The organism is Cytobacillus spartinae (genome assembly GCF_042865285.1).
Classification (GTDB): Bacteria; Bacillota; Bacilli; order Bacillales; family Cytobacillaceae; genus Robertmurraya_A; species Robertmurraya_A spartinae.
The window spans coordinates 14,388-35,168 of record NZ_JBIACK010000014.1 but is presented as its reverse complement, the minus strand read 5'-3'; the positions used below and the strand labels follow the sequence as shown (position 1 = coordinate 35,168).

The 20,781-nt window shown below is 36.4% G+C and carries 19 protein-coding genes, 1 pseudogene and 1 other annotated feature (1 of these 21 cut by a window edge); of the genes and pseudogenes, 17 read left to right on the top strand and 3 right to left on the bottom strand.

Annotated features, from left to right (window positions below; genetic code table 11):
• Positions 1–118: a binding site (T-box leader), on the top strand (it extends 56 nt beyond the left edge of the window).
• Positions 119–275: 157 nt separating this feature from the next.
• From glyQ to ACFYKX_RS21655, 12 genes and pseudogenes are all read left to right on the top strand, one after another.
• Positions 276–1,166 carry a glycine--tRNA ligase subunit alpha gene (gene glyQ / locus ACFYKX_RS21710; RefSeq protein ID WP_389363535.1) on the top strand — a complete coding sequence of 297 codons (891 nt, stop codon included), beginning with the start codon at positions 276–278 and terminating at the stop codon, positions 1,164–1,166.
• Complete coding sequence (glyS, locus tag ACFYKX_RS21705) at positions 1,159–3,231, top strand: glycine--tRNA ligase subunit beta (protein ID WP_389363533.1); 2,073 nt, start codon at positions 1,159–1,161, stop codon at positions 3,229–3,231. The genes glyQ and glyS overlap by 8 nt, the downstream gene beginning before the upstream one ends.
• 187 nt (positions 3,232–3,418) lie before the next feature.
• The gene (locus tag ACFYKX_RS21700) at positions 3,419–4,054 is read left to right on the top strand and encodes a helix-turn-helix transcriptional regulator (RefSeq protein WP_389363532.1); all 636 of its coding nucleotides are present in this window, start codon (positions 3,419–3,421) and stop codon (positions 4,052–4,054) included.
• Between the two features lie 119 nt (positions 4,055–4,173).
• Positions 4,174–4,992 carry a pyruvate, water dikinase regulatory protein gene (locus ACFYKX_RS21695; RefSeq protein ID WP_389363530.1) on the top strand — a complete coding sequence of 273 codons (819 nt, stop codon included), beginning with the start codon at positions 4,174–4,176 and terminating at the stop codon, positions 4,990–4,992.
• Between the two features lie 387 nt (positions 4,993–5,379).
• Positions 5,380–5,844: pseudogene (locus tag ACFYKX_RS21690) on the top strand (YaiI/YqxD family protein).
• Positions 5,845–5,884: 40 nt separating this feature from the next.
• On the top strand, positions 5,885–7,696 hold the full coding sequence (gene dnaG / locus ACFYKX_RS21685) for a DNA primase (RefSeq protein WP_389363528.1): 1,812 nt from the start codon (positions 5,885–5,887) through the stop codon (positions 7,694–7,696).
• A 98-nt stretch (positions 7,697–7,794) separates the two neighbouring features.
• On the top strand, positions 7,795–8,919 hold the full coding sequence (gene rpoD / locus ACFYKX_RS21680; RefSeq protein WP_389363526.1) for an RNA polymerase sigma factor RpoD: 1,125 nt from the start codon (positions 7,795–7,797) through the stop codon (positions 8,917–8,919).
• A 177-nt stretch (positions 8,920–9,096) separates the two neighbouring features.
• Entirely contained in the window at positions 9,097–9,624 is a 528-nt protein-coding gene (locus ACFYKX_RS21675; protein WP_389363524.1) for a hypothetical protein, read from the top strand.
• A gap of 100 nt (positions 9,625–9,724) precedes the next feature.
• A complete protein-coding gene (locus tag ACFYKX_RS21670; protein WP_389363522.1) occupies positions 9,725–10,864 on the top strand; it encodes an acyl-CoA dehydrogenase family protein in 1,140 nt (379 codons plus the stop codon).
• 206 nt (positions 10,865–11,070) lie between these two features.
• On the top strand, positions 11,071–11,433 hold the full coding sequence (gene cccA / locus ACFYKX_RS21665; RefSeq protein ID WP_389363520.1) for a cytochrome c550: 363 nt from the start codon (positions 11,071–11,073) through the stop codon (positions 11,431–11,433).
• A 135-nt stretch (positions 11,434–11,568) separates the two neighbouring features.
• Positions 11,569–12,282: a tRNA (adenine(22)-N(1))-methyltransferase gene (locus ACFYKX_RS21660; protein ID WP_389363518.1), complete on the top strand. Its 714-nt coding sequence runs from the start codon at positions 11,569–11,571 to the stop codon at positions 12,280–12,282.
• Entirely contained in the window at positions 12,279–13,394 is a 1,116-nt protein-coding gene (locus tag ACFYKX_RS21655; RefSeq protein ID WP_389363516.1) for a Nif3-like dinuclear metal center hexameric protein, read from the top strand. The genes ACFYKX_RS21660 and ACFYKX_RS21655 overlap by 4 nt, the downstream gene beginning before the upstream one ends.
• A 71-nt stretch (positions 13,395–13,465) precedes the next feature.
• Here ACFYKX_RS21655 and ACFYKX_RS21650 read toward each other — a convergent pair whose 3' ends face one another.
• Positions 13,466–14,404, bottom strand: coding sequence for a 4-hydroxy-3-methylbut-2-enyl diphosphate reductase (locus tag ACFYKX_RS21650; RefSeq protein ID WP_389363514.1), 939 nt, complete (start codon positions 14,402–14,404; stop codon positions 13,466–13,468).
• Between the two features lie 133 nt (positions 14,405–14,537).
• Positions 14,538–15,170 carry a VrrA/YqfQ family protein gene (vrrA, locus tag ACFYKX_RS21645; RefSeq protein ID WP_389363512.1) on the bottom strand — a complete coding sequence of 211 codons (633 nt, stop codon included), beginning with the start codon at positions 15,168–15,170 and terminating at the stop codon, positions 14,538–14,540.
• Between the two features lie 265 nt (positions 15,171–15,435).
• On the opposite strand from vrrA, the gene ACFYKX_RS21640 reads away from it, so the two are divergent.
• On the top strand, positions 15,436–16,746 hold the full coding sequence (locus tag ACFYKX_RS21640; RefSeq protein WP_389363510.1) for a DEAD/DEAH box helicase: 1,311 nt from the start codon (positions 15,436–15,438) through the stop codon (positions 16,744–16,746).
• 31 nt (positions 16,747–16,777) lie between these two features.
• Positions 16,778–17,671 (top strand): deoxyribonuclease IV, encoded by an 894-nt coding sequence (locus ACFYKX_RS21635; protein WP_389363508.1) that lies wholly within the window; start codon positions 16,778–16,780, stop codon positions 17,669–17,671.
• A 62-nt stretch (positions 17,672–17,733) separates the two neighbouring features.
• Here the strand turns inward: ACFYKX_RS21635 and ACFYKX_RS21630 are convergent, their stop codons facing one another.
• Positions 17,734–17,988: a DUF2624 domain-containing protein gene (locus ACFYKX_RS21630; protein ID WP_389363506.1), complete on the bottom strand. Its 255-nt coding sequence runs from the start codon at positions 17,986–17,988 to the stop codon at positions 17,734–17,736.
• A gap of 87 nt (positions 17,989–18,075) precedes the next feature.
• Between ACFYKX_RS21630 and ACFYKX_RS21625 the strand changes: the two genes are divergently transcribed.
• The 3 genes from ACFYKX_RS21625 (at position 18,076) to ACFYKX_RS21615 (ending at position 20,771) form a co-directional block, all read left to right on the top strand.
• The gene (locus tag ACFYKX_RS21625) at positions 18,076–18,957 is read left to right on the top strand and encodes a YitT family protein (RefSeq protein WP_389363504.1); all 882 of its coding nucleotides are present in this window, start codon (positions 18,076–18,078) and stop codon (positions 18,955–18,957) included.
• A gap of 180 nt (positions 18,958–19,137) precedes the next feature.
• Entirely contained in the window at positions 19,138–19,932 is a 795-nt protein-coding gene (locus tag ACFYKX_RS21620) for a metal ABC transporter ATP-binding protein (RefSeq protein WP_389363502.1), read from the top strand.
• The gene (locus ACFYKX_RS21615; protein WP_389363500.1) at positions 19,929–20,771 is read left to right on the top strand and encodes a metal ABC transporter permease; all 843 of its coding nucleotides are present in this window, start codon (positions 19,929–19,931) and stop codon (positions 20,769–20,771) included. Before ACFYKX_RS21620 ends, ACFYKX_RS21615 begins: the two co-directional genes overlap by 4 nt.
• Positions 20,772–20,781 lie beyond the last annotated feature (10 nt).

Below are 20,781 nucleotides of genomic sequence, written 5' to 3'. Positions count from 1 at the left end.
TGGTGTGAGCTAGGAAATAGAGCATTAAGGAAGGCAGTCCGGAGCAAAGATACCATTTAAGGTGGCTGCGTTTAAAGCAGCAAATAGGGTGGAACCGCGGGTAACTCTCGTCCCTATGCTAATTAGAGCATAGGGATGGGAGTTTTTTTGTTTTTCTCGAGAACTATGCTACAGGCTGGTTATTAAAGTTTTTTGAGAAAGTTGACGGAGTGGAAGGCAACACCCCTTATAAGAAATTTAAAAATGAGTTACTTAAATTGAAAGGAAGTAAGGCTATGAATATTCAAGATATGATTTTAACTTTACAAAAGCATTGGTCAGATCAAGGATGTATTTTAATGCAAGCATATGATGTGGAGAAGGGGGCAGGTACAATGAGCCCTTACACATTTTTAAGAGCAATTGGTCCTGAACCTTGGAATGTAGCGTATGTGGAGCCTTCACGTCGCCCTGCTGATGGACGGTATGGAGAGAATCCTAACCGCTTATATCAGCATCATCAATTTCAAGTTATTATGAAGCCTTCCCCTGATAATATCCAAGAACTTTATTTGGATTCCCTTCGTGCACTAGGAATTAACCCTCTAGAGCATGATATTCGATTTGTAGAGGACAACTGGGAAAATCCTTCCCTTGGTTGCGCAGGATTAGGATGGGAAGTATGGCTAGATGGGATGGAAATTACACAGTTTACTTACTTCCAACAAGTTGGTGGGTTAGAGTGCAAGCCTGTTTCTGTTGAAATCACATATGGAATTGAAAGACTAGCTTCGTACATTCAAGATAAGGAAAATGTATTTGAGCTTGAATGGACGAAGGGGTTCACGGTCAAAGATATCTTCTTTCAACCAGAATATGAGCATTCAAAATATACGTTTGAAACATCTGATCCTGATATGTTGTTTAATCTTTTTAACATTTATGAAAAAGAAGCACATCGACAAATGGATGAAGGTCTTGTTCACCCTGCGTATGATTACGTGCTAAAGTGCTCTCATGTGTTCAATATTCTTGATGCAAGAGGTTCCATATCTGTCACAGAGCGTACCGGTTACATCGGTCGTTGTCGTAACCTAGCAAGAAAAATAGCAAAAACATTCTATGAAGAACGTGAGAAACTTGGATTCCCAATTTTAATGACAGAGGAGGAGAATAGCCATGAATAAGAAAGATTTACTATTAGAAATTGGATTAGAAGAAATGCCCGCTAGATTCGTTACGAATTCTATGAACCAGCTATCAGAAAAAATTAAATCATGGTTAGAGTCGAAACAAATTGGCTATGGTGAAGTTCAAGCTTTCTCTACTCCTCGAAGGTTAGCTGTATTTGTAAAAGATGTAGATGTTTCACAGCAAGATATTCATGAAGAAGCGAAAGGTCCGGCTAAAAAAATTGCTCAAGATGCAAATGGTGAGTGGACAAAAGCAGCTATTGGTTTTGCTAGAGGGCAAGGTGCGACTGTAGAAGATATTTACTATAAAGAAATCAAGGGTGTCGAATATGTCCATGTAAATAAGTTTGTTAAAGGACTAGAAACAAAAGAACTACTGGGAGAATTGAAACAAATTATTACAGGTTTAAACTTCCCGAAAAATATGAGATGGGCAAGTCATGACTTAAAATATATTAGACCAATAAAATGGTTGGTTGCTCTATTTGGAGATGAAGTAGTTCCTTTTGATATTGTAGGAGTAAACACAAGCAATTGGAGTTTAGGTCATCGTTTCTTAGGAGAGAGAATTGAGATTGCTTCTCCAGCAGAGTACGAAACTGCACTCTTAGGGCAGCATGTAATCGTTGACGGGGTGAAACGTAAAGAAGCAATTGTTTCTCAAATTCAGAAATTAGAAGAAGAGAACAATTGGGTTATTCCAATAGACGAAACTTTACTAGAGGAAGTAAATAATCTTGTTGAGTATCCAACTGCCTTATTTGGAAAATTTGAAGGAGAATTTTTAGAATTACCGGAGGAAGTACTAATTACCTCTATGAAGGAGCATCAACGATACTTTCCGGTAAAATCAAAAAATGGTGAGCTTCAACCTTTCTTCGTTACAATTAGAAACGGCGATCACCTTCATTTAGATAGGGTAGCAAAAGGGAATGAAAAAGTGCTAAGAGCAAGACTATCTGATGCTGCATTTTTCTATAAGGAAGATCATAAACTTTCAATTAATGATGCATTAAACAAACTGGGGAGTATTGTCTATCATGAAGAGATTGGCACTCTTGCTGAAAAGGTAGCTCGTGTCCGAAAATTAACAAATGAACTAACTGATATGCTTTCTTTTAATCAAACTGAAAAGGAATCTTCGGATAGAGCAGCGGAAATTTGTAAGTTCGACTTAGTGACAAATATGGTATATGAGTTTCCTGAACTTCAAGGGTTTATGGGAGAGAAATATGCTCTACAAAAAGGTGAAACGGAGCAAGTAGCAAAGGCTGTAAACGAACATTATATGCCTCGCAATGCGGAAGATGCTACCCCAAGCAGTATTGAGGGTGCAGTTCTTTCCATCTCAGATAAGCTTGATACAATTGTTTCTTTCTTTAGCATTGGAGTGATTCCAAGTGGCTCCCAGGACCCATATGCTTTAAGACGACAAGCTTCAGGGATTGTTCAAATATTAATCCAAAAGGATTGGCATGTTGAATTAGAGGACCTAATTAAGAAAGCAGTTACCCCATTAGTAGAAGCTGGAATTGCTAAACAAGATCAAGAAGAGCTAGAAAACGAAATTCTATCTTTCTTTAAACTTCGAATTAAATATATCTTACAGGAGCTAGGAAATCGCTATGACTTAATCGACTCAGTCTTAGCAAACAAAGTGGGAGTTATATCTTCACTTGTTAAGAAAGTAAATATTTTAAATGCTAAGAAAGAAGAAGAAAGCTTTAAGGAAAGTATGGAAGCCTTAAGCCGTGTCATAAATATTTCTAGTAAAGCAGAGAGCGTTGTAAATGTGAATGAAGAACTATTTGAGAATGAGCATGAATCGAAGTTATATCAACATTTTACAGAAATTAGTAGTCAACTTACCTCTACAACTTCAGAAGAGGAGTACTATCAACTATTAGTCTCTTTAAAGGACGACATCGCAAACTATTTTGAGCATACAATGGTCATGGCAGACGATCAAGCTGTTCGTCAAAATCGTTTAAGCTTAATGGTTAAGATTGCTGAAAAAATTACACAATTTGCAAATGTAAATGAAATAAACGTAAAATAAACAATATTCGGGAATTTTCCCTTTCTTAAGGTAATATGTATATCAATAAAAGAGTCTACCTTCGACGGATAGACTCTTTTTCTTGTAGTGACCCCATATCAACTAAAATCTTATCCTTTTCATTTTGGATATATAGTATATAATAATTAATATAAAGTATAACATTATTCAGAACTGTTTCAGTTAGGTGGTGAGTACAATAGAACTCAATAAACGACAAGAACAAATCTTGCATATCGTGAAGGAAAATGGTCCTATTACTGGAGAACACATTGCTGATAGGCTAAATCTAACAAGAGCTACACTTCGACCGGACCTTGCGATACTTACCATGGCAGGTTATCTTGATGCAAGGCCTCGGGTAGGTTATTTTTATACAGGGAAATCAGGTGTACAGCTATTAACCGAAAATTTAAAAAAGCTTTATGTAAAGGATTATCAGTCCATTCCTGTTGTCGTGAATGAAAATGTATCCGTGTATGATGCAATTGTTACGATGTTTCTAGAGGATGTGGGAACCCTTTTTGTAGTAGATCAATCAACGGTACTAGTGGGAGTTCTATCACGTAAGGATTTATTAAGGGCAAGCATCGGGAATCAGGAGTTAACAAGCCTACCTGTTAACATCATTATGACTAGAATGCCGAATATAACCATGTGTAAAAGGGATGATTTGCTTATAGAAGTTGGGAAGAAACTAATTGAAAAGCAAATTGATGCTATGCCAGTAGTAAAAGAAACTGAAAAAGGCTTTGAAGTTATAGGACGGATTACAAAAACGAACATTACAAAGGCGTTTGTAGCACTTGGAGATAACGATTAACCTCTTTTAGGAAGGGTAGTATTTAAAAATCTGAAATCGAATGGGTTAGAACCATTATCTTATGTTAAAATGGTTGGAAAACCCGTATGAAATAAGTTAGAGGAGGTTGGTTAAATAGAATGGGAAAAATGCCAATCATCTATGTAGTGTCAGATTCAGTAGGAGAAACGGCAGAATTGGTTACTAAAGCTGCTATTAGTCAATTTGAAGGTACAGACGTAACGATTAAACGGTTTCCTTACGTTGAAGACAAATCAAATATCGACGAAGTTATCTCATTAGTAAAGCTAGATCAAGGTATGATTGCTTATACGTTAGTGAAACCAGAAATTAGAGAATATATGAAAGAACTATCAGAAAAAGAAGGAATTTATGCTTGTGATATTATTGGACCTTTAATGGATCAAATTCAAAGGGCCTGTGGAAAACAGCCACTTTTTGAACCAGGATTAGTTCGTAAACTGGATGAAGATTATTTTAAAAAGGTAGAAGCCATTGAATTTGCTGTGAAATATGACGATGGACGGGATCCTAGAGGAATTCTAAAAGCTGATATTGTACTAGTGGGTGTTTCTAGAACGTCAAAAACTCCTCTTTCACAATATTTAGCACACAAGAGACTAAAGGTTGCAAACGTACCTCTAGTACCTGAAGTGGATCCTCCAGAAGAGTTGTTTAAAGTTCCTTCTGATAAGTGCTTTGGCTTGAAAATTAGCCCTGAAAAATTAAATAATATCCGACGTGAAAGATTAATTTCATTAGGTTTAAATGATAAGGCAAGTTATGCAAACATTGAACGAATAAAAGAGGAAATTTCTTATTTTGAAAAGATCGTTGAAAGAATGGACTGTAACGTAATTGATGTAACGAACAAGGCTGTAGAGGAAACAGCGAATGTCATTTTAAATTATTATTACAAGAAAGAAATGCGAAAATAGCACATATAATATGGTGCTATTTTCTTTTTTGATTTTGTGAAAAATTTTTATATTAAATCACTTATGATAAATAGTCAACCATTTATGTTTAAAAGGATAACACGATTGTACATAGTATCTACTATGGGGAACATTAAAAATTTTTTTATCTGAGTGTTTTATTAAAATCGAGGCCAAACAAGAGATAAAATTATGGTAAAATCAATTTTTATGTACTATAATAAAAAATTGTGATAAAAATGTATCAAATTTAGGTTTAGACTTCCATGTGAACGAATAAACTATTTATTGTCAGAAGTCAAGAATGGGGTCTAAAAAAAATTCGACATATTCACAATTCCAAAACTTATTTCTTTTTAGAAGGAATATGTGGAGTGATGTAGAATTATAAGAACAATAGGAAAACCAATCGTCCTTGTTGACGCAGATTCATGTCCCGTAAAAGAGGAAATTGTCGAAATTGCTAGGCGTTATGAAATTGGGGTTATGTTTGTAGCTTCATATGATCACGTCAAAAATGATACCTCTGCTGGGATTTGGAAAATCGTGGACTCGAGTAGAGAAGCGGCGGATTTATCATTATAACCATGTAAAGAAAGAAGATGTCGTGATAACACAAGACATCGGCCTAGCATCTACCCTTATTCTAAAAGGGTTTATGTCCTTTCTCCAAGGGGAATCTTGTATGAAGAAAAGGATATTCAAGCTGCATTAGATATGAGATACTTCGCTGCAAAAGCACGAAGACAAGGGAAATATGGTAAAGGTCCAAAACCTTACTCAAAAGAAGATCGAGAAAGGTTTTCAAAAAAACTAAATAAAATTTTGTCGAAATTTGAAGGAAATCTTTAATTTTTCGCGAATACCTCATTATTAAAATGGAGTTGTTCTCATGGCAGAGCGTATCGCCGAGGATAAAATTAATGAAATTCGGCAAGCTGTTGATATCGTCGATATCGTTAACGATTATGTTCAGCTAAAGAAACAAGGACGTAATTACTTTGGTTTATGTCCTTTCCATGGCGAGAACTCACCGTCTTTTTCCGTTTCACCAGACAAGCAAATATATCATTGCTTTGGTTGCGGAGCAGGCGGGAATGTATTCTCATTTTTAATGGAAATTGAGGGTTTCTCCTTTCAAGAAGCTGCTCTTAAGTTGGCTGATAAGGCAAATGTAGAATTACAACTATCACCAAATTATGCGAAGGAAAAATCCGTACCTAAAGATTTTCAACAAATGATGGAAGCTCATGAACTGTTACGTAAATTTTACCATCATTTGCTTGTAAATACAAAAGATGGTCAGCACGCTTTAGAATATCTGCTCAACAGAGGCTTTACTCAAAAGTCTATTGAAAAATTTCAAATCGGTTATGCCCTAAAATCTTGGGACTTTGTTTATAAGTTTCTAACTAAGAGAAATTTTCAACCAGAACTGTTAGAAAAAGCAGGTCTTATCATAAGGCGTGAAAGGGATGGTGCATATTTTGACCGTTTCCGTGATCGGATTATGTTCCCTATTTTTGACCTTAAAGGAAATACAATTGCATTTTCAGGGAGATCCCTAGGGGCCGATAATGAGCCTAAGTATTTAAATAGTCCCGAAACGGCAATTTTTAACAAAAGTAAAATTTTATATAACTTTCACTTGGCTAGACCAAGCCTAAAAAAACTACAACAACTTGTATTATTTGAAGGGTTTGCAGATGTGATTGCAGCAGACCGTTCTGGAGTTGAAAATGGTGTTGCCACGATGGGGACATCACTTACAGATGAACATGTTTCCATTATAAGAAGGAATGTTCAATCGGTAACAATATGTTATGACTCTGATAATGCCGGAATTGAGGCTGCCTATCGAGCAGGAAATTCGCTTTCAGATTCAGGTTGTAACGTAAGGGTTGCGCTTATGCCTGATGGATTAGACCCTGACGAGTATATTAAGAAATTTGGTGAAGATAAGTTTTCCAAAGAAGTCATGGGGGCTAGTGTTACTTTCATGTCATTCAAACTTCTCTATCTGAGAAGAGGAAAAGATCTTCAAGATGAAGGAAATCGACTGCAATATATCGAAGATGTATTAAAGGAGATCAGTCTCCTTGAAAAAGCAGTTGAAAGAGATCATTACTTAAGGCAATTAGCTAATGATTTTTCACTATCTTTAGAGGCATTGAAGCAGGAACAAAAAAAGATCTATTTTGCTAACAAACGAAATAATAGAGGGCAAGCTGTGCAAGCCACTACAAAAACATTAATCGTACCAAGGCAAGTAGATACGTTAAAGCCTGCATATCATACAGCAGAAAGAAGATTAATTGCTTATATGCTAAGAAATATTGATATTGCATATAAAGTGCAACAGTTACTACAGGGAAATCCATTCAATATTGATGAACATCAAGCAATTATTACTTACTTATTTGGATTTTATGAAAAAGGAATGGAACCCAATGTAAGTTCATTCTTAAATTATCTAGAAGATGAAAAGCTAAAAAGAATCGTAACGAACATTGAAATGATGTCCATAAATGAAGAGCCAAGCGATCAAGAATTAACTGATTATATTAAACAGGTGTTGAATTATCAAAAGTTGTTAAAAATAAAAGAAAAAGAAGTGGAAGAGAAGGAAGCTGAGCGTCAAAAAGATTTCGCTAGAGCAGCGGCCATCGCAATGGAAATTATTAATTTACGCAAGTCTCTATAAAGTGTTACTTATAGAGTGCGTTTTCTCATAATGCTCGTGTGTTCTAATAAAAGAGCTAAAGGATATATCGTGTGTGATTTTTGGAAGGAGGGGTACATATGGCTGAAAAATCGGCCCGTTCAAAAGAGGTTGATTCAGATTTGACCCTAGAACAAGTGAAGGATCAATTAACAGAAATAGGTAAGAAAACTGGGGTTTTAGCTTATGATGATATTGCGGAGAGGCTTTCCAATTTTGAATTAGATTCAGATCAAATGGATGAGTTTTATGAGTTTCTTGGTGACCAAGGGGTAGAACTAGTTGGTGATAACGAAGACTCTGATCCAAACATTCAAGAACTAGCTAAAGGTGAAGAAGAGTTTGACTTAAATGACTTAAGCGTTCCTCCAGGTGTGAAAATAAATGACCCTGTTCGTATGTACTTAAAGGAAATAGGGCGTGTTGACCTTCTTTCTGCTGAAGAAGAGATTTCACTAGCTAAACGTATTGAAGATGGAGATGAGGAAGCTAAAAGACGCCTTGCTGAAGCAAACCTGCGTCTTGTAGTTAGTATCGCAAAAAGATATGTTGGGCGTGGAATGCTATTTTTAGACCTTATCCAAGAAGGAAATATGGGTCTAATTAAGGCAGTTGAGAAGTTTGATTACCGAAAAGGATACAAGTTTAGTACGTATGCGACTTGGTGGATTCGCCAAGCGATTACTCGTGCAATAGCTGACCAGGCTAGAACCATTCGTATCCCTGTTCACATGGTCGAAACCATTAATAAATTAATTCGAGTTCAACGTCAGTTATTACAAGATCTTGGACGCGAACCTAGTCCGGAAGAAATCGGAGAAGATATGGACCTATCTCCTGATAAGGTACGTGAAATTCTAAAAATAGCTCAAGAGCCTGTATCATTAGAAACTCCAATAGGTGAAGAAGATGATTCTCATCTAGGAGATTTTATTGAAGACCAAGATGCTACTTCTCCTTCGGAACACGCTGCTTACGAATTATTAAAAGAACAACTTGAAGATGTACTAGATACTCTAACAGATAGAGAAGAAAATGTATTAAGACTTCGTTTCGGTCTAGATGACGGTCGTACACGAACGCTAGAAGAGGTCGGAAAAGTCTTTGGTGTAACACGTGAACGTATTAGACAAATTGAAGCGAAAGCATTACGGAAGTTAAGACACCCAAGCAGAAGCAAGAGATTAAAAGACTTTTTAGAATAAAATTAGAAATTCGCTCAGTTTATTTGATTTCTAAGTGCTGGATAAAAATAAAAGGATTGCCAGAAAATAGTTTACTTCTTACAATTGAAGTGAACTATTTTTTTGTTATATTAGGCCCAATGGTTCGTAATAGCCGCTATTTTACTTTTATTTGTCAGTTAGAAAGGACACTCAAATATGGATGAAAACCGAAAAAAAATCATCGTGAAAGAAATTCTTTATTGGAAGGAAAGCCGCATGCTTCCGGTACAATACTGCGATTATTTGCTAACGCTATACACGGAGGGAAACCGGCCGAAGGAATTTATAAAAAATCAAACAAAGAATCGTTTTGATAAGAAACAGTATCTTTTCCTGATGTTAATTCCAGTTTCTGTGTTTTTAATTTATTTTACTGAATTGTCTTTCATTTTGCAAATGGCTCTTTTAGCTTTTTTAATGATCTCAGGATTATTTGTAATTTTTTATTTTTCTAAAAAAGGGATTCTGATGCAAATTCCGCTAATCGTAATCGCTTTGATGTTGCTGCTAGCTTCTGTAGAAATTATATCGGGTAGTTTTCCTAATAACCCCCAAACCCTATATATGGTGTTGTTTCTAAATTGTTTTCTCTGGCTATTTACAGGGTGGAGACTTAAAATCTTGTATTTTACCATCTCAGGATTATTAGGAATTGCTTTATTAATTGTTTCTATATTCATATAATAAAATTTTTTGAGAAGTTTTTAAATGTTGTGAAAATTGTTATTTCCCTTTTATAATAGTAATGAAAGCGTGTTCAATAATGCGTCTAAGGGGGATATAAATGAATTTCGATTTAACAACAGAACAAGAGATGATTCTAAAAACTATCCATGAGTTTGCAAACGAAGAGGTTGCACCTGGAGCGTTGGAGAGGGATCGAACAAAAGAATTTCCAAAAGAAATCTTTAAGAAGTTAGCTGATATGGGTATGATGGGACTTCCATTTCCTGAAGAGTATGGTGGTGGAGGAGCAGATACCATTAGCTTTGCGATCGTTACAGAAGAGCTGAGTCGTGCGTGTGCTTCTACAGGTATTACTTATTCTGCACATATATCATTAGGTGGAGCTCCATTGAACCTGTTTGGAACAGAAGAGCAAAAACAAAAATATTTAGTTCCAATCTGTACAGGAGAATCTTTTGGCGCGTTTGGTTTAACAGAGCCTAACGCAGGATCAGATGCTGGAGGAACGCAGACTACAGCAGTCGAAAATAATGGAGAATACATTATCAATGGAAATAAATGTTACATTACAAATGCAAGCTATGCAAAGCATCTGGCCCTTACGGCTATTACCGCACAGAATGATGGAAAGAAAGAGATAAGTGCTATTATCGTTCCAACTGATGCAAAAGGTTTTACGATTATCGATAATTATGAAAAGATGGGACTTAATGCTTCCAACACTACTGAACTTGTACTTGAAGACGTACGCGTTCCGACTGAGCACTTGCTCGGCAAAAGAGGAGAAGGATTTAAACAATTCTTAATTACCCTAGATGGTGGGAGAATTGGAATTGGAGCTATGTCGGTAGGTATTGCTCAAGCTGCTTACGAGAAAGCACTTAGCTACGCAAAGGAGCGTAAACAGTTTGGTCGTTCTATCTCAAACTTTCAAGCGATTCAATTTAAACTAGCTGATATGGCAATGAAGATAGAATTAGCAAGAAACATGGTCTATAAAGCAGCTTGGTTAAAAGACAATGGTCGCCCGTTTTCAAAAGAGGCTTCTATGTGTAAATTGTACGCCTCAGAAATTTGTATGGAGGTCGCAGATCAGGCTGTACAAATTCATGGTGGATATGGCTATATGAAAGAGTACCATGTTGAACGTTATATGAGAGACGGCAAGCTAACAGAAATTGGTGAAGGTACATCAGAAGTGCAAAGAATGGTCATAGCAAGGCAAATTGGTTGTTAAATAGAAATATAATTTCGAAATAGCAAAAATTATACAATATATGGGCAGAAACTTCATCATTTTGATGAAGTTTTTGTCCATTTTGCGAACATAATGTGACAAAGTTTACTTTAGGTCTTTTCCTTCTGCATTTTTTCAAGTACAATAGAAATTGTTTGTATTCTATAATTATTTACTGAAATGTTCTTACATAAGGAGGTTAAATCATGAATCGTAATCCAATTATACCGTTTGTCTTAATTATGGTTTTCGGTGTTATGGCAATGTTCTTCCTTTCTTTCAAAGGTTTAGGCGATATGGACGAGCTTGCAGCAGAAAGAGAAGGTCATGGTGAAGAAACGGAAGAAGTAGCAGCGAACCCAGAAGATATTTATAAGCAAAGCTGTATTGGCTGTCACGGTGACGCGTACCAAGGTGGAGTTGGACCTGCGTTAACTGGTGTTGGAGATAAGCTTTCTACAGAACAAATTGCAGACATTCTTGTTAACGGTGTAGGTTCTATGCCACCAGGGCTAGTTCCTGCTGATAAGGCTACAGAAATGGCTGAATGGTTAGCTGAAATTAAATAATTAAGTCATGAAAGTCCTTTGCATATGCAAAGGACTTTTTTTATACTAATAGGAGGCGGTTCCAAGAACCCTTGTACGTATTTAAAATAATGTAAATTGTGATATCATCTTGCATCCATAGAAGTGAGGGTAAAAATGAATACAAATAAATTATCTGATAGATTAGCCACGGTCGCAAAATATATTCCTGAGGGAAGTTCATTTGCTGATATAGGGTCAGACCATGCATATCTACCATGTCATGTTGTTCAAAGTGGGAAAGCAGTTTTTGCTATAGCAGGAGAAGTAGTAGAAGGTCCTTTCCAATCTGCTAGAAAACAAGTTCAAATGGAAGGCTTAACGGACAAAATTGAAGTACGGAAAGGAAATGGTTTAGAAGTCATTCAGCCTGGAGAAGTGGATTGTATCACAATAGCAGGGATGGGTGGAGCTTTAATATCTCAAATTCTAGATGAGGGAAAGTCAAAACTTGACTCAGTAAAGAGACTTGTTCTTCAACCTAATATAAGTGCCATCTCTATCCGTACATGGTTATTAGATCATAATTGGACACTAGTAGAGGAAGAGATTTTAGAAGAGGATGGAAAGATTTATGAGGTTCTAGTAGCCGAAAAAGGCAATGCCTTTAAGGCCTATAATAAAAACAAGATGGATGAAGGTCTTTTGATGGGACCGTATTTAATCCAAAAGCAATCGGAAGCCTTTTTAAAGAAATGGTCAAATGAAATGGAAAATTGGAAAAGAATCTTAGATCAATTAGATAAAGCAAATGAAACAATTGAAAATCAACAAAAGAAACAAGAGCTCCTAGATAAAATAAAAATGGTAGAGGAGACCTTAAAACAATGAAAAAAGTAAACGGACATGAAGTCATCCAATTGTTTGAGCATTTTTCTCCAAAGTCGTACGCGATGGAAGGGGACAAAATTGGCCTACAAATTGGGCGATTAAATAAACAGGTAGACAATGTAATGGTTGCGCTGGACGTGCTAGAAGATGTAGTAGACGAGGCGATTGAAAAGAACGTCCAACTCATTATTGCGCACCATCCGATTATATTTAGACCGTTACAGAAAATCACAACTGACACAGCATATGGTCGAATAATCGAAAAACTAATTAAGCATGATATAGCTGTCTATGCAGCTCACACGAATCTGGATGTTGCTAAGGGCGGAGTTAATGATTTACTTGCTGAGGCTCTAGGTTTATCTGACACTGAGGTTCTCGTACCTACATACGAAACTAAACTCAAAAAATTAGTTGTTTTTGTGCCTAATGAAGATGCTGAAAAAGTGAAGGAAGCATTAGGAAACGTTGGGGCTGGTTCAATCGGAAATTATAGTCATTGTTTATTTTCTGGTAGTGGAATAGGGCAATTCTTACCTGGCGAAGATACAAACCCCCATATAGGTACCATCGGGAAAATTGAAGAGGTTCATGAAACTAGAATAGAGACGATATTTCCAGCACAATTAGAAAAGAAAATTGTCTCTGCGATGATAAAGTCTCACCCTTACGAAGAAGTTGCCTATGATATTTATCCTCTTGATAATAAAGGAGAAACATTGGGCTTAGGTAGAATTGGAACTATAGATCAAATGACATTGAAGGATTTTGCCCTTCACGTAAAAGAGGCTCTAGGAGTGCATGGACTTCGTGTGGTTGGAGATTTGGATTCAAAAGTTAAAAAGGTAGCGGTACTTGGTGGAGATGGGAATAAATATTTCATGTCGGCGAAATTTAAAGGTGCTGATGTCTATGTTACGGGAGATATGTATTATCATGTAGCTCATGATGCGATCTTAGAAGGCCTTAATATTATTGACCCCGGACACAATGTTGAAAAGGTTATGAAAAAAGGAGTCTCAAACATTTTAACGAAGATGTTTGCGGAAAAAGGATATGATGTTAAGATTTTCCCTTCTGAGAAGGAAACGGATCCTTTTCAATTTTTATAATAAGATTAAAGACCTAACATTTGGTAAGAAAAAACCGGTTCTGCCATATTAAAGAACCGGTTTTTAATATCCTATTTCTTAACTTTAGGAAGGATTTTATTAAGTGGTACTTTTTTCTCCGTCACCCATGTAGATTCATCCAGTGGATTAAACTGTTCAATGAAACTAATGACTTCCTTGGTAATTGGTGTTGGTGTAGACGCACCAGAAGTTACAGCAACCGTAGAAGCATCTTTAATCCAGTCTACATTTAGTTCTGATAAATCCCCAATTCTGTATGCTTTAGTATGGGCTATTTCCTCAGACACTTGTGCAAGACGATTAGAGTTGTTGCTTTTTGGGTCTCCAACGACGATAAGAACATCGGCTTCCCCTGCTTGCTCAGCAACAGCTTCTTGGCGGACCTGAGTTGCTAAGCAAATCTCTTTATGAAATTCTGCATGCGAGTACTTTTCTTTTATCTTATCCATAATATGTCCAACATCCCATTGACTCATAGTTGTTTGGTTGGTCACAAGGATTTTGTTACTTTCAATTTGTAGTTGGTTCACGTCGTCAATTGTTTCAACGAGATGAACAATATGTGGAGCAACTCCAACAGCTCCTTCAGGCTCTGGATGTCCTTTTTTACCAATATAGATGATTTGAAAGCCTTCTTTCTCTTTTTCTCTAATCAAATCATGAGTTTTGGTCACATCTGGACATGTTGCATCAATAGAAACGAGTCCTTTTTCTTTTGCTAGCTCCCTCACTTCCGGAGAGACTCCATGGGCTGTAAATATCACAGTCCCACCATCTACTTTTTCAAGAATTTCTTTTCGATTCTTACCATCTAGCGTAATAATACCTTCTTCCTCGAAAGCATCCGTTACGTGCTTATTATGAACAATCATCCCTAATATATAGATTGGTCTTGGTAGTGTTTTATCTAGAGCGGCATTTCTTGCAATAACCATTGCATCAACAACACCGTAACAGTAACCTCGTGGTGAAATTTTAATTATTTTCATATCATAAGTCCCCCTAAAAGCACGATTTATGCTCTTATTCTATGGATTAATTATATATAACTTGAGGAGATAATACAAAAGGACAAACTATCCAGACAAAAATAAAAGAATGCATAGGAAGCATTCTTTCAAGTTAAATATATAGTTTTGGTACCGAGCTTCCAGGAGGGGTATTAGATGGTGCAGTTTTTATGTCATCTGAAACAGCTGGTGAGCTAGCTGTTGTCTTTTTTCGTACTTTTTTCTTGGTTTCCTTAACCGTTGAATCTTCTACATCCACACTATTATTAGTCGTTTCATTTTCTGTTTCTGATGGGGCATCTTTTAAGCCTTTATATAATCTCCACATAGCAGGTAAATTTCGAACCATAGGACCATATTGTTGAACCATAGGACCAATTTGTTGAGCAGTACCTAACACTTTTTGTGTATTTGCTAAAAATCCATTGATCGAAGAAGGGTTAGTTAAAGCTTTCAGTAAACCTCCTCCAGCTCCAGCGGTATTACCTGCATTTGTTCCAGCTACCCCCGCTGCACGACTTGCCCCGCTTAGGGCTTGCATTCCGCCTGCTTGCTTGCCTTTACCAAGAAGCTTTGCAAGAAGTCCTCCTCCTTGTCTCGCTTGTGGGCCTCTGCCCATTCCCATCATTGGGCTCATTCTACCTCTACCCATCATCGGATTCATATTTCCCCTACCCATCATTGGGTTCATCGGTGGTCGCATCATGCCCCCTCCTCTAAAAGGAACTTGTGGACGTGGCGGCATAACATCGCCTCCTTTCTAAAAGGTCTCTCATACTAATCTATGCAGATAACTAAAAATGGTTTAAGGCAATTGCGGAGATAATCTTAGTTAGTAGGGTCAATATAGAGGAATGAGACTTTTTATGTTAATTTTCAATGCTAAAAAATGAATATTAGGTCCAATATAAATAATAAGAATAGGTGCATAAGTGGCACTTTGATAGAAACTTTATTATAATTACAGGATGGGTAAAGAAAGTTTTACCACAAAAGAAGGAGCATTAAAAATGACTGAAACTAAATTTGAAATGTATAAGTTTAAACCTTTTATTATAGAGGCCGTTAAAAAGCTAGGATTTTATGAACCGACTGAAATACAGGAACGATTAATTCCGACCGTACTAAAAGGAGATAGTGCCATTGGACAATCCCAAACAGGTACAGGGAAGACACACTCGTTTGTACTGCCTATTCTTCAAAAAGTTGACCCAACGAAACAAGAGGTACAAGCTGTAATAACAGCTCCAACACGTGAGTTAGCCAATCAAATTTATCATGAAATTTTGAAAGTAACAGAACATTGCCTTCCAGGGGAACAAATTAGCACACGTTGCTACATAGGTGGAACAGATAAAGTTAGGGCTATTGAAAAGTTAAAAACACAACCTCATGTTGTGGTAGGAACACCAGGACGAATTAATGATTTAGCTAAAGAGGGAGCATTGTTGGTTTATACTGCTTCCACTCTTGTTGTAGATGAAGCGGATTTAATGTTAGATATGGGCTTTATTGAGGATGTTGATCAAATTGGGGCAAGAATGCCTGAGAAGCTCCAAATGCTTGTCTTCTCTGCAACGATTCCTGAGAAACTAAAGCCGTTCTTGAAAAAATACATGGAGAACCCAAAGTATATTCATATTGAGCCAAAAAAATTGGCTGCTGAAAATATTGAGCATCTATTGATTCCTTCTAGGCACCGCGACAAGAAAAGTATCGTTTTTGATGCGCTGAATATCTTTAACCCTTACTTAGCAATCGTATTTACCAATACAAAAAAGATGGCTGACGAAGTAGCAGATGCTATGAGCGCTAGAGGATTAAAGGTTGGAAGAATCCATGGGGATTTAAGTCCGCGTGAACGCAAAAAGATGATGAAGCAAATTAATGATTTAGAATTTCAATATATTATTGCGACCGACCTTGCAGCAAGGGGAATTGATATTCAAGGGATTAGCCATGTCATTAATTATGAACTTCCTTCAGACCTTGATTTTTATGTACACAGAGTTGGGCGAACTGCACGTGCAGGGAATTCAGGGGTTGCATTAACCATTTATGATATCGCGGATGAGGATGCTTTAAATAAACTTGAAAAGCTAGGAATTGAATTTAAAACGATTGATATTCAAAAAGGTGAATTAGTAGACATTGGCGATCGTAACAAACGAAGAAAACGCCAGAAACAACAAGATGAAGTAGATGAGAAAGCAAAAACATTGGTTAAAAAGCCTAAAAAGGTTAAGCCAGGCTATAAAAAGAAGATGCAATACGAAATGGACAAAATTAAGAAACGACAAAATCGACTAAAGAAAAAATAGGAAAAAATAAAGCAAGGGAGAGTTTTAACAAATGGTAAAGATCGGTTCTCACGTATCCATGAGTGGAAAAAACATGTTACTTGCTGCAAGTGAAGAAGCAGTTTCTTATGGAGCAAATACCTTTATGATTTATACAGGAGCTCCTCAAAATACAAGAAGAAAAAAGATTGAAGATTTGAATATTGAGGCTGGGAAACTACATATGGAAGCAAACGGGATTAACGAAATCGTTGTTCATGCTCCATATATTATCAATATTGCAAATACAACCAATCCGGATACATTTGACCTTGGTGTAAGATTTTTAAGAAGTGAAATTGAACGTACGGAAGCATTAGGAGCTAGACAGATTGTTCTACACCCAGGTGCTCATGTTGGAGCAGGAGAAGAAGAGGGCATAAAAAAAATCATTGAAGGCCTAAACGAAGTTCTGACAGGGAAGGAAAACCTTCAAATAGCTTTAGAAACTATGGCAGGAAAAGGGTCAGAATGCGGTAAATCATTCGAAGAGCTCGCGATGATTATAGAAGGTGTAAAATATAATGACAAGCTTTCAGTCTGCTTTGATACTTGTCATACTCATGATGCTGGATATAATATCGTAGATGATTTTGATGGTGTTCTTGAACAATTTGATAAGATTATTGGAGTTGATCGTTTAAAGGTACTCCACATCAATGATAGTAAAAATGAAAGAGGAGCTAAAAAGGATCGACATGAGAATATTGGTTTTGGCCATATTGGATTCGATTCCTTAAAGTACATTGTTCATCATCCACAATTGATTGATGTTCCAAAAATTCTCGAAACTCCTTTTGTAGGAGAAGATAAGAATAGTAAAAAGGCTCCTTATAAACATGAAATAAGCATGTTACTTTCTAAAGAATTTAACGAAAATATACTGAACGCTATTTTAGAAGACTAACTCTCATCATGTAGAAAAGGAAGAAAAATGATTCATTTTTCTTCCTTTTGTAAACATACTTATTATTTTGTAAATTGTACAAACAGTTTATTTACCTCTTTTGCTGTTTCTGGTCCTGCTACCTTCGCAATTTCCTTTATTAATTTTGCTCGTTCTGCATCATTAAAAATGTTTACTTGTCTTCCTCTTAAGTATTTTGCAATTTTCTGCGCTTCTGCCTTATTAACTTTTATTTGGAATTGGTTGGCGTATTTTAGAAGTTCATCGCCTGTAATGGTATTGATTTTGTGATTGATGACACTCTCAAAGATTTTCACTCTTTCATCACTCCTCCCTTGTAAAATATGAAAATTGGGCGGTTTATGTGACAGTATAGAGATTCTTTTTTTGGAAAAGGAGAAATAATGGTTAAGAAAGAACATAGAAAAGAAAGTGTATTTCATTTAGTATATAGACTTATTTTAATTACGCTTGGCGCGGGGATGGCTGCTGTTTCAATTGAATTGTTCCTCATTCCAAACAATATTATTGACGGAGGAATTATCGGAATCTCGTTGATTTTAGACTATTTATTCTCTGGCCAGATTGCATTTGTAAACTTTGCTACATTGGTAATTGTATTGAATTTACCTTTTATGTACTCCGGATACAAACAAATTGGAAAAACATTCATGATTTCTTCAATTTTCGCAATTATATGTTTAGCGATTTTTGAACGATCTCTTCATCATTTCGAGCCCTTTACTGACCAACCTATTTTAGCTACTGTTTTTGGTGGACTTATTTTAGGGGTGGGAGTGGGCTTAGTCATTCGGCACGGGGGATCGTTGGATGGAACAGAGATTTTAGGGATTTTATTAACCAAAAAACTTCCTTTCTCTGTTGGAGAATTTGTGATGTTTATTAACATATTTATATTCGGATGGGCTGCCTTTGTATTCGGCCCCGAACAAGCCATGTACTCGGTTATGGCCTATTACATTGCATTTAAGACGATTGATACCGTTATCCAAGGTCTTGATGAGACAAAGGCTGTTATCATTGTCTCAGACCTTTATGAAGAGGTATCCGACGCCATTCTAGACCGGTTAGGACGTGGAACAACGAAACTTAGAGGAAAAGGCGGATACACAGATAACGAAAAAGATGTGATTTATGTAGTTGTAACTCGATTAGAGGTGACCAAATTAAAATCGGTTGTACACGAAGTTGACCCTAATGCATTCCTGACCATCATGAACACACATGAAACGAAAGGTGCTAAGTTTAAATCTGCGATTCATTAGATAGTCACCCTAATGGAAAATCTAACAATAAGTCGACTCTCTAATGAGTCGGCTTTCATTCTAGAGAAAGAAAGCAAGGAATGTTTACGTATGAATTCACATATCTTTACAATGTTACAAACATCCTGTATACTACAGTTTGTTAAATCGGAATGATTCTTAATTTATTAGGTGATAATCATGAATTCTAATTCTTCTATTATAAATATCGACCATGTATCCTATCGCTATGAAAAGGAAAATGTGCTTGAGGATGTGAGTCTCTCTATCCCAAAAGGGGCTTTTCTAGGGATTGTAGGTCCTAATGGTTCAGGAAAATCAACCCTATTAAAGCTTATACTAGGTCTTTTAAAGCTCCAAAAGGGAGGAATAAGCCTTTTCGGACAGGATATTAACAAGTTTAAGGAGTGGCACAAAATCGGATTTGTCTCCCAGAAAGCCAATTCCTTCAATACGGGATTTCCTGCAACGGTGTATGAGGTGGTTGCTAGTGGACTAACGAAAAAGCTAGGCTTATTTAAATTTATGGCAAAACAAGACCAACAAAAGGTCCATGAAGCCATTAAGTCAGTGGACTTAACTAAATTTACAAACCAAAATATTGGTGAGCTATCCGGTGGACAACAGCAAAGAGTTTTTATTGCTCGAGCACTTGTAAGTGACCCTGAATTATTAATTTTAGATGAGCCAACCGTAGGGGTGGATGCCCAAAATGTTCAATCCTTTTATGAGATGCTTGGAAACTTAAATCAAAAAATGGGGATTACGTTACTTTTGGTTACACATGATATTGGAACCATTACAGACAAAGTAACTCATGTAGCATGCTTGAATAAGCATTTGCATTTCCATGGAAATACGGATGAATTTGAACAACTGAAGTTAAATGATATGTCAGACTTCTACGGTCATGATGTTCATGTTCTTACTCATGATCACCACCATCATCACCATCATGGGGGAACCTCACAATGATTCAAGGAATTTTACAATATGAGTTTTTACAAAACGCTTTTTTAACAGGTATCATTATTGGAATTATTGCACCGTTATTAGGTGTTTTTATTGTTGTGAGAAGACTTTCGCTCATTGCAGATGCCCTAAGTCACGTTACATTGGCAGGAATTGCAGCCAGTCTCTTTTTAGAAAAGAAATTCATGCTCACATCTGGTCTGAACCCTATGTATATGGGGATGGCCTTCTCTGTAATGGGTTCATTATTTATTGAGAAGTTAAGAGGTGTGTATAAACATTATCAGGAATTAGCGATCCCTATTATTTTATCTGGTGGAATTGGGCTAGGTGTAATTTTTATTTCCTTAGCTGATGGATTTAATACTGATTTATTTAGTTACCTTTTTGGTAGTGTGAGTGCTGTCAGTAGGACGGATTTATATATTATTATTTTTATTAGTATTATTGTCATTGCTCTGATCATCGTTCTGTACAAGGAGTTATTTTTATTATCTTTTGACGAGGAACATGCAAAAGCATCAGGAATAGCTGCTAAAAGTATCCACTTTGTATTTATCATTATGGTTGCTCTTGTTATAGCTGCTTCCATGCGAGTAGTTGGAATTTTACTCGTTTCCTCTTTAATGACGTTACCTGTTGCTGCGAGTATAAGAATTGCAAAAGGGTTTAAACAGACGATTTTTCTCTCTGTCTTGTTCGGTGAGACCTCTGTTTTAGGTGGTTTAACCATTTCATACTATCTGGATTTAGCTCCAGGTGGTACAATTGTAATGATTGCAGTACTAATCTTAATCTTAACCATCTTAATCAAAAAAATGTCTACAGCAAGGCCTGTTTAATAAGAGGTGA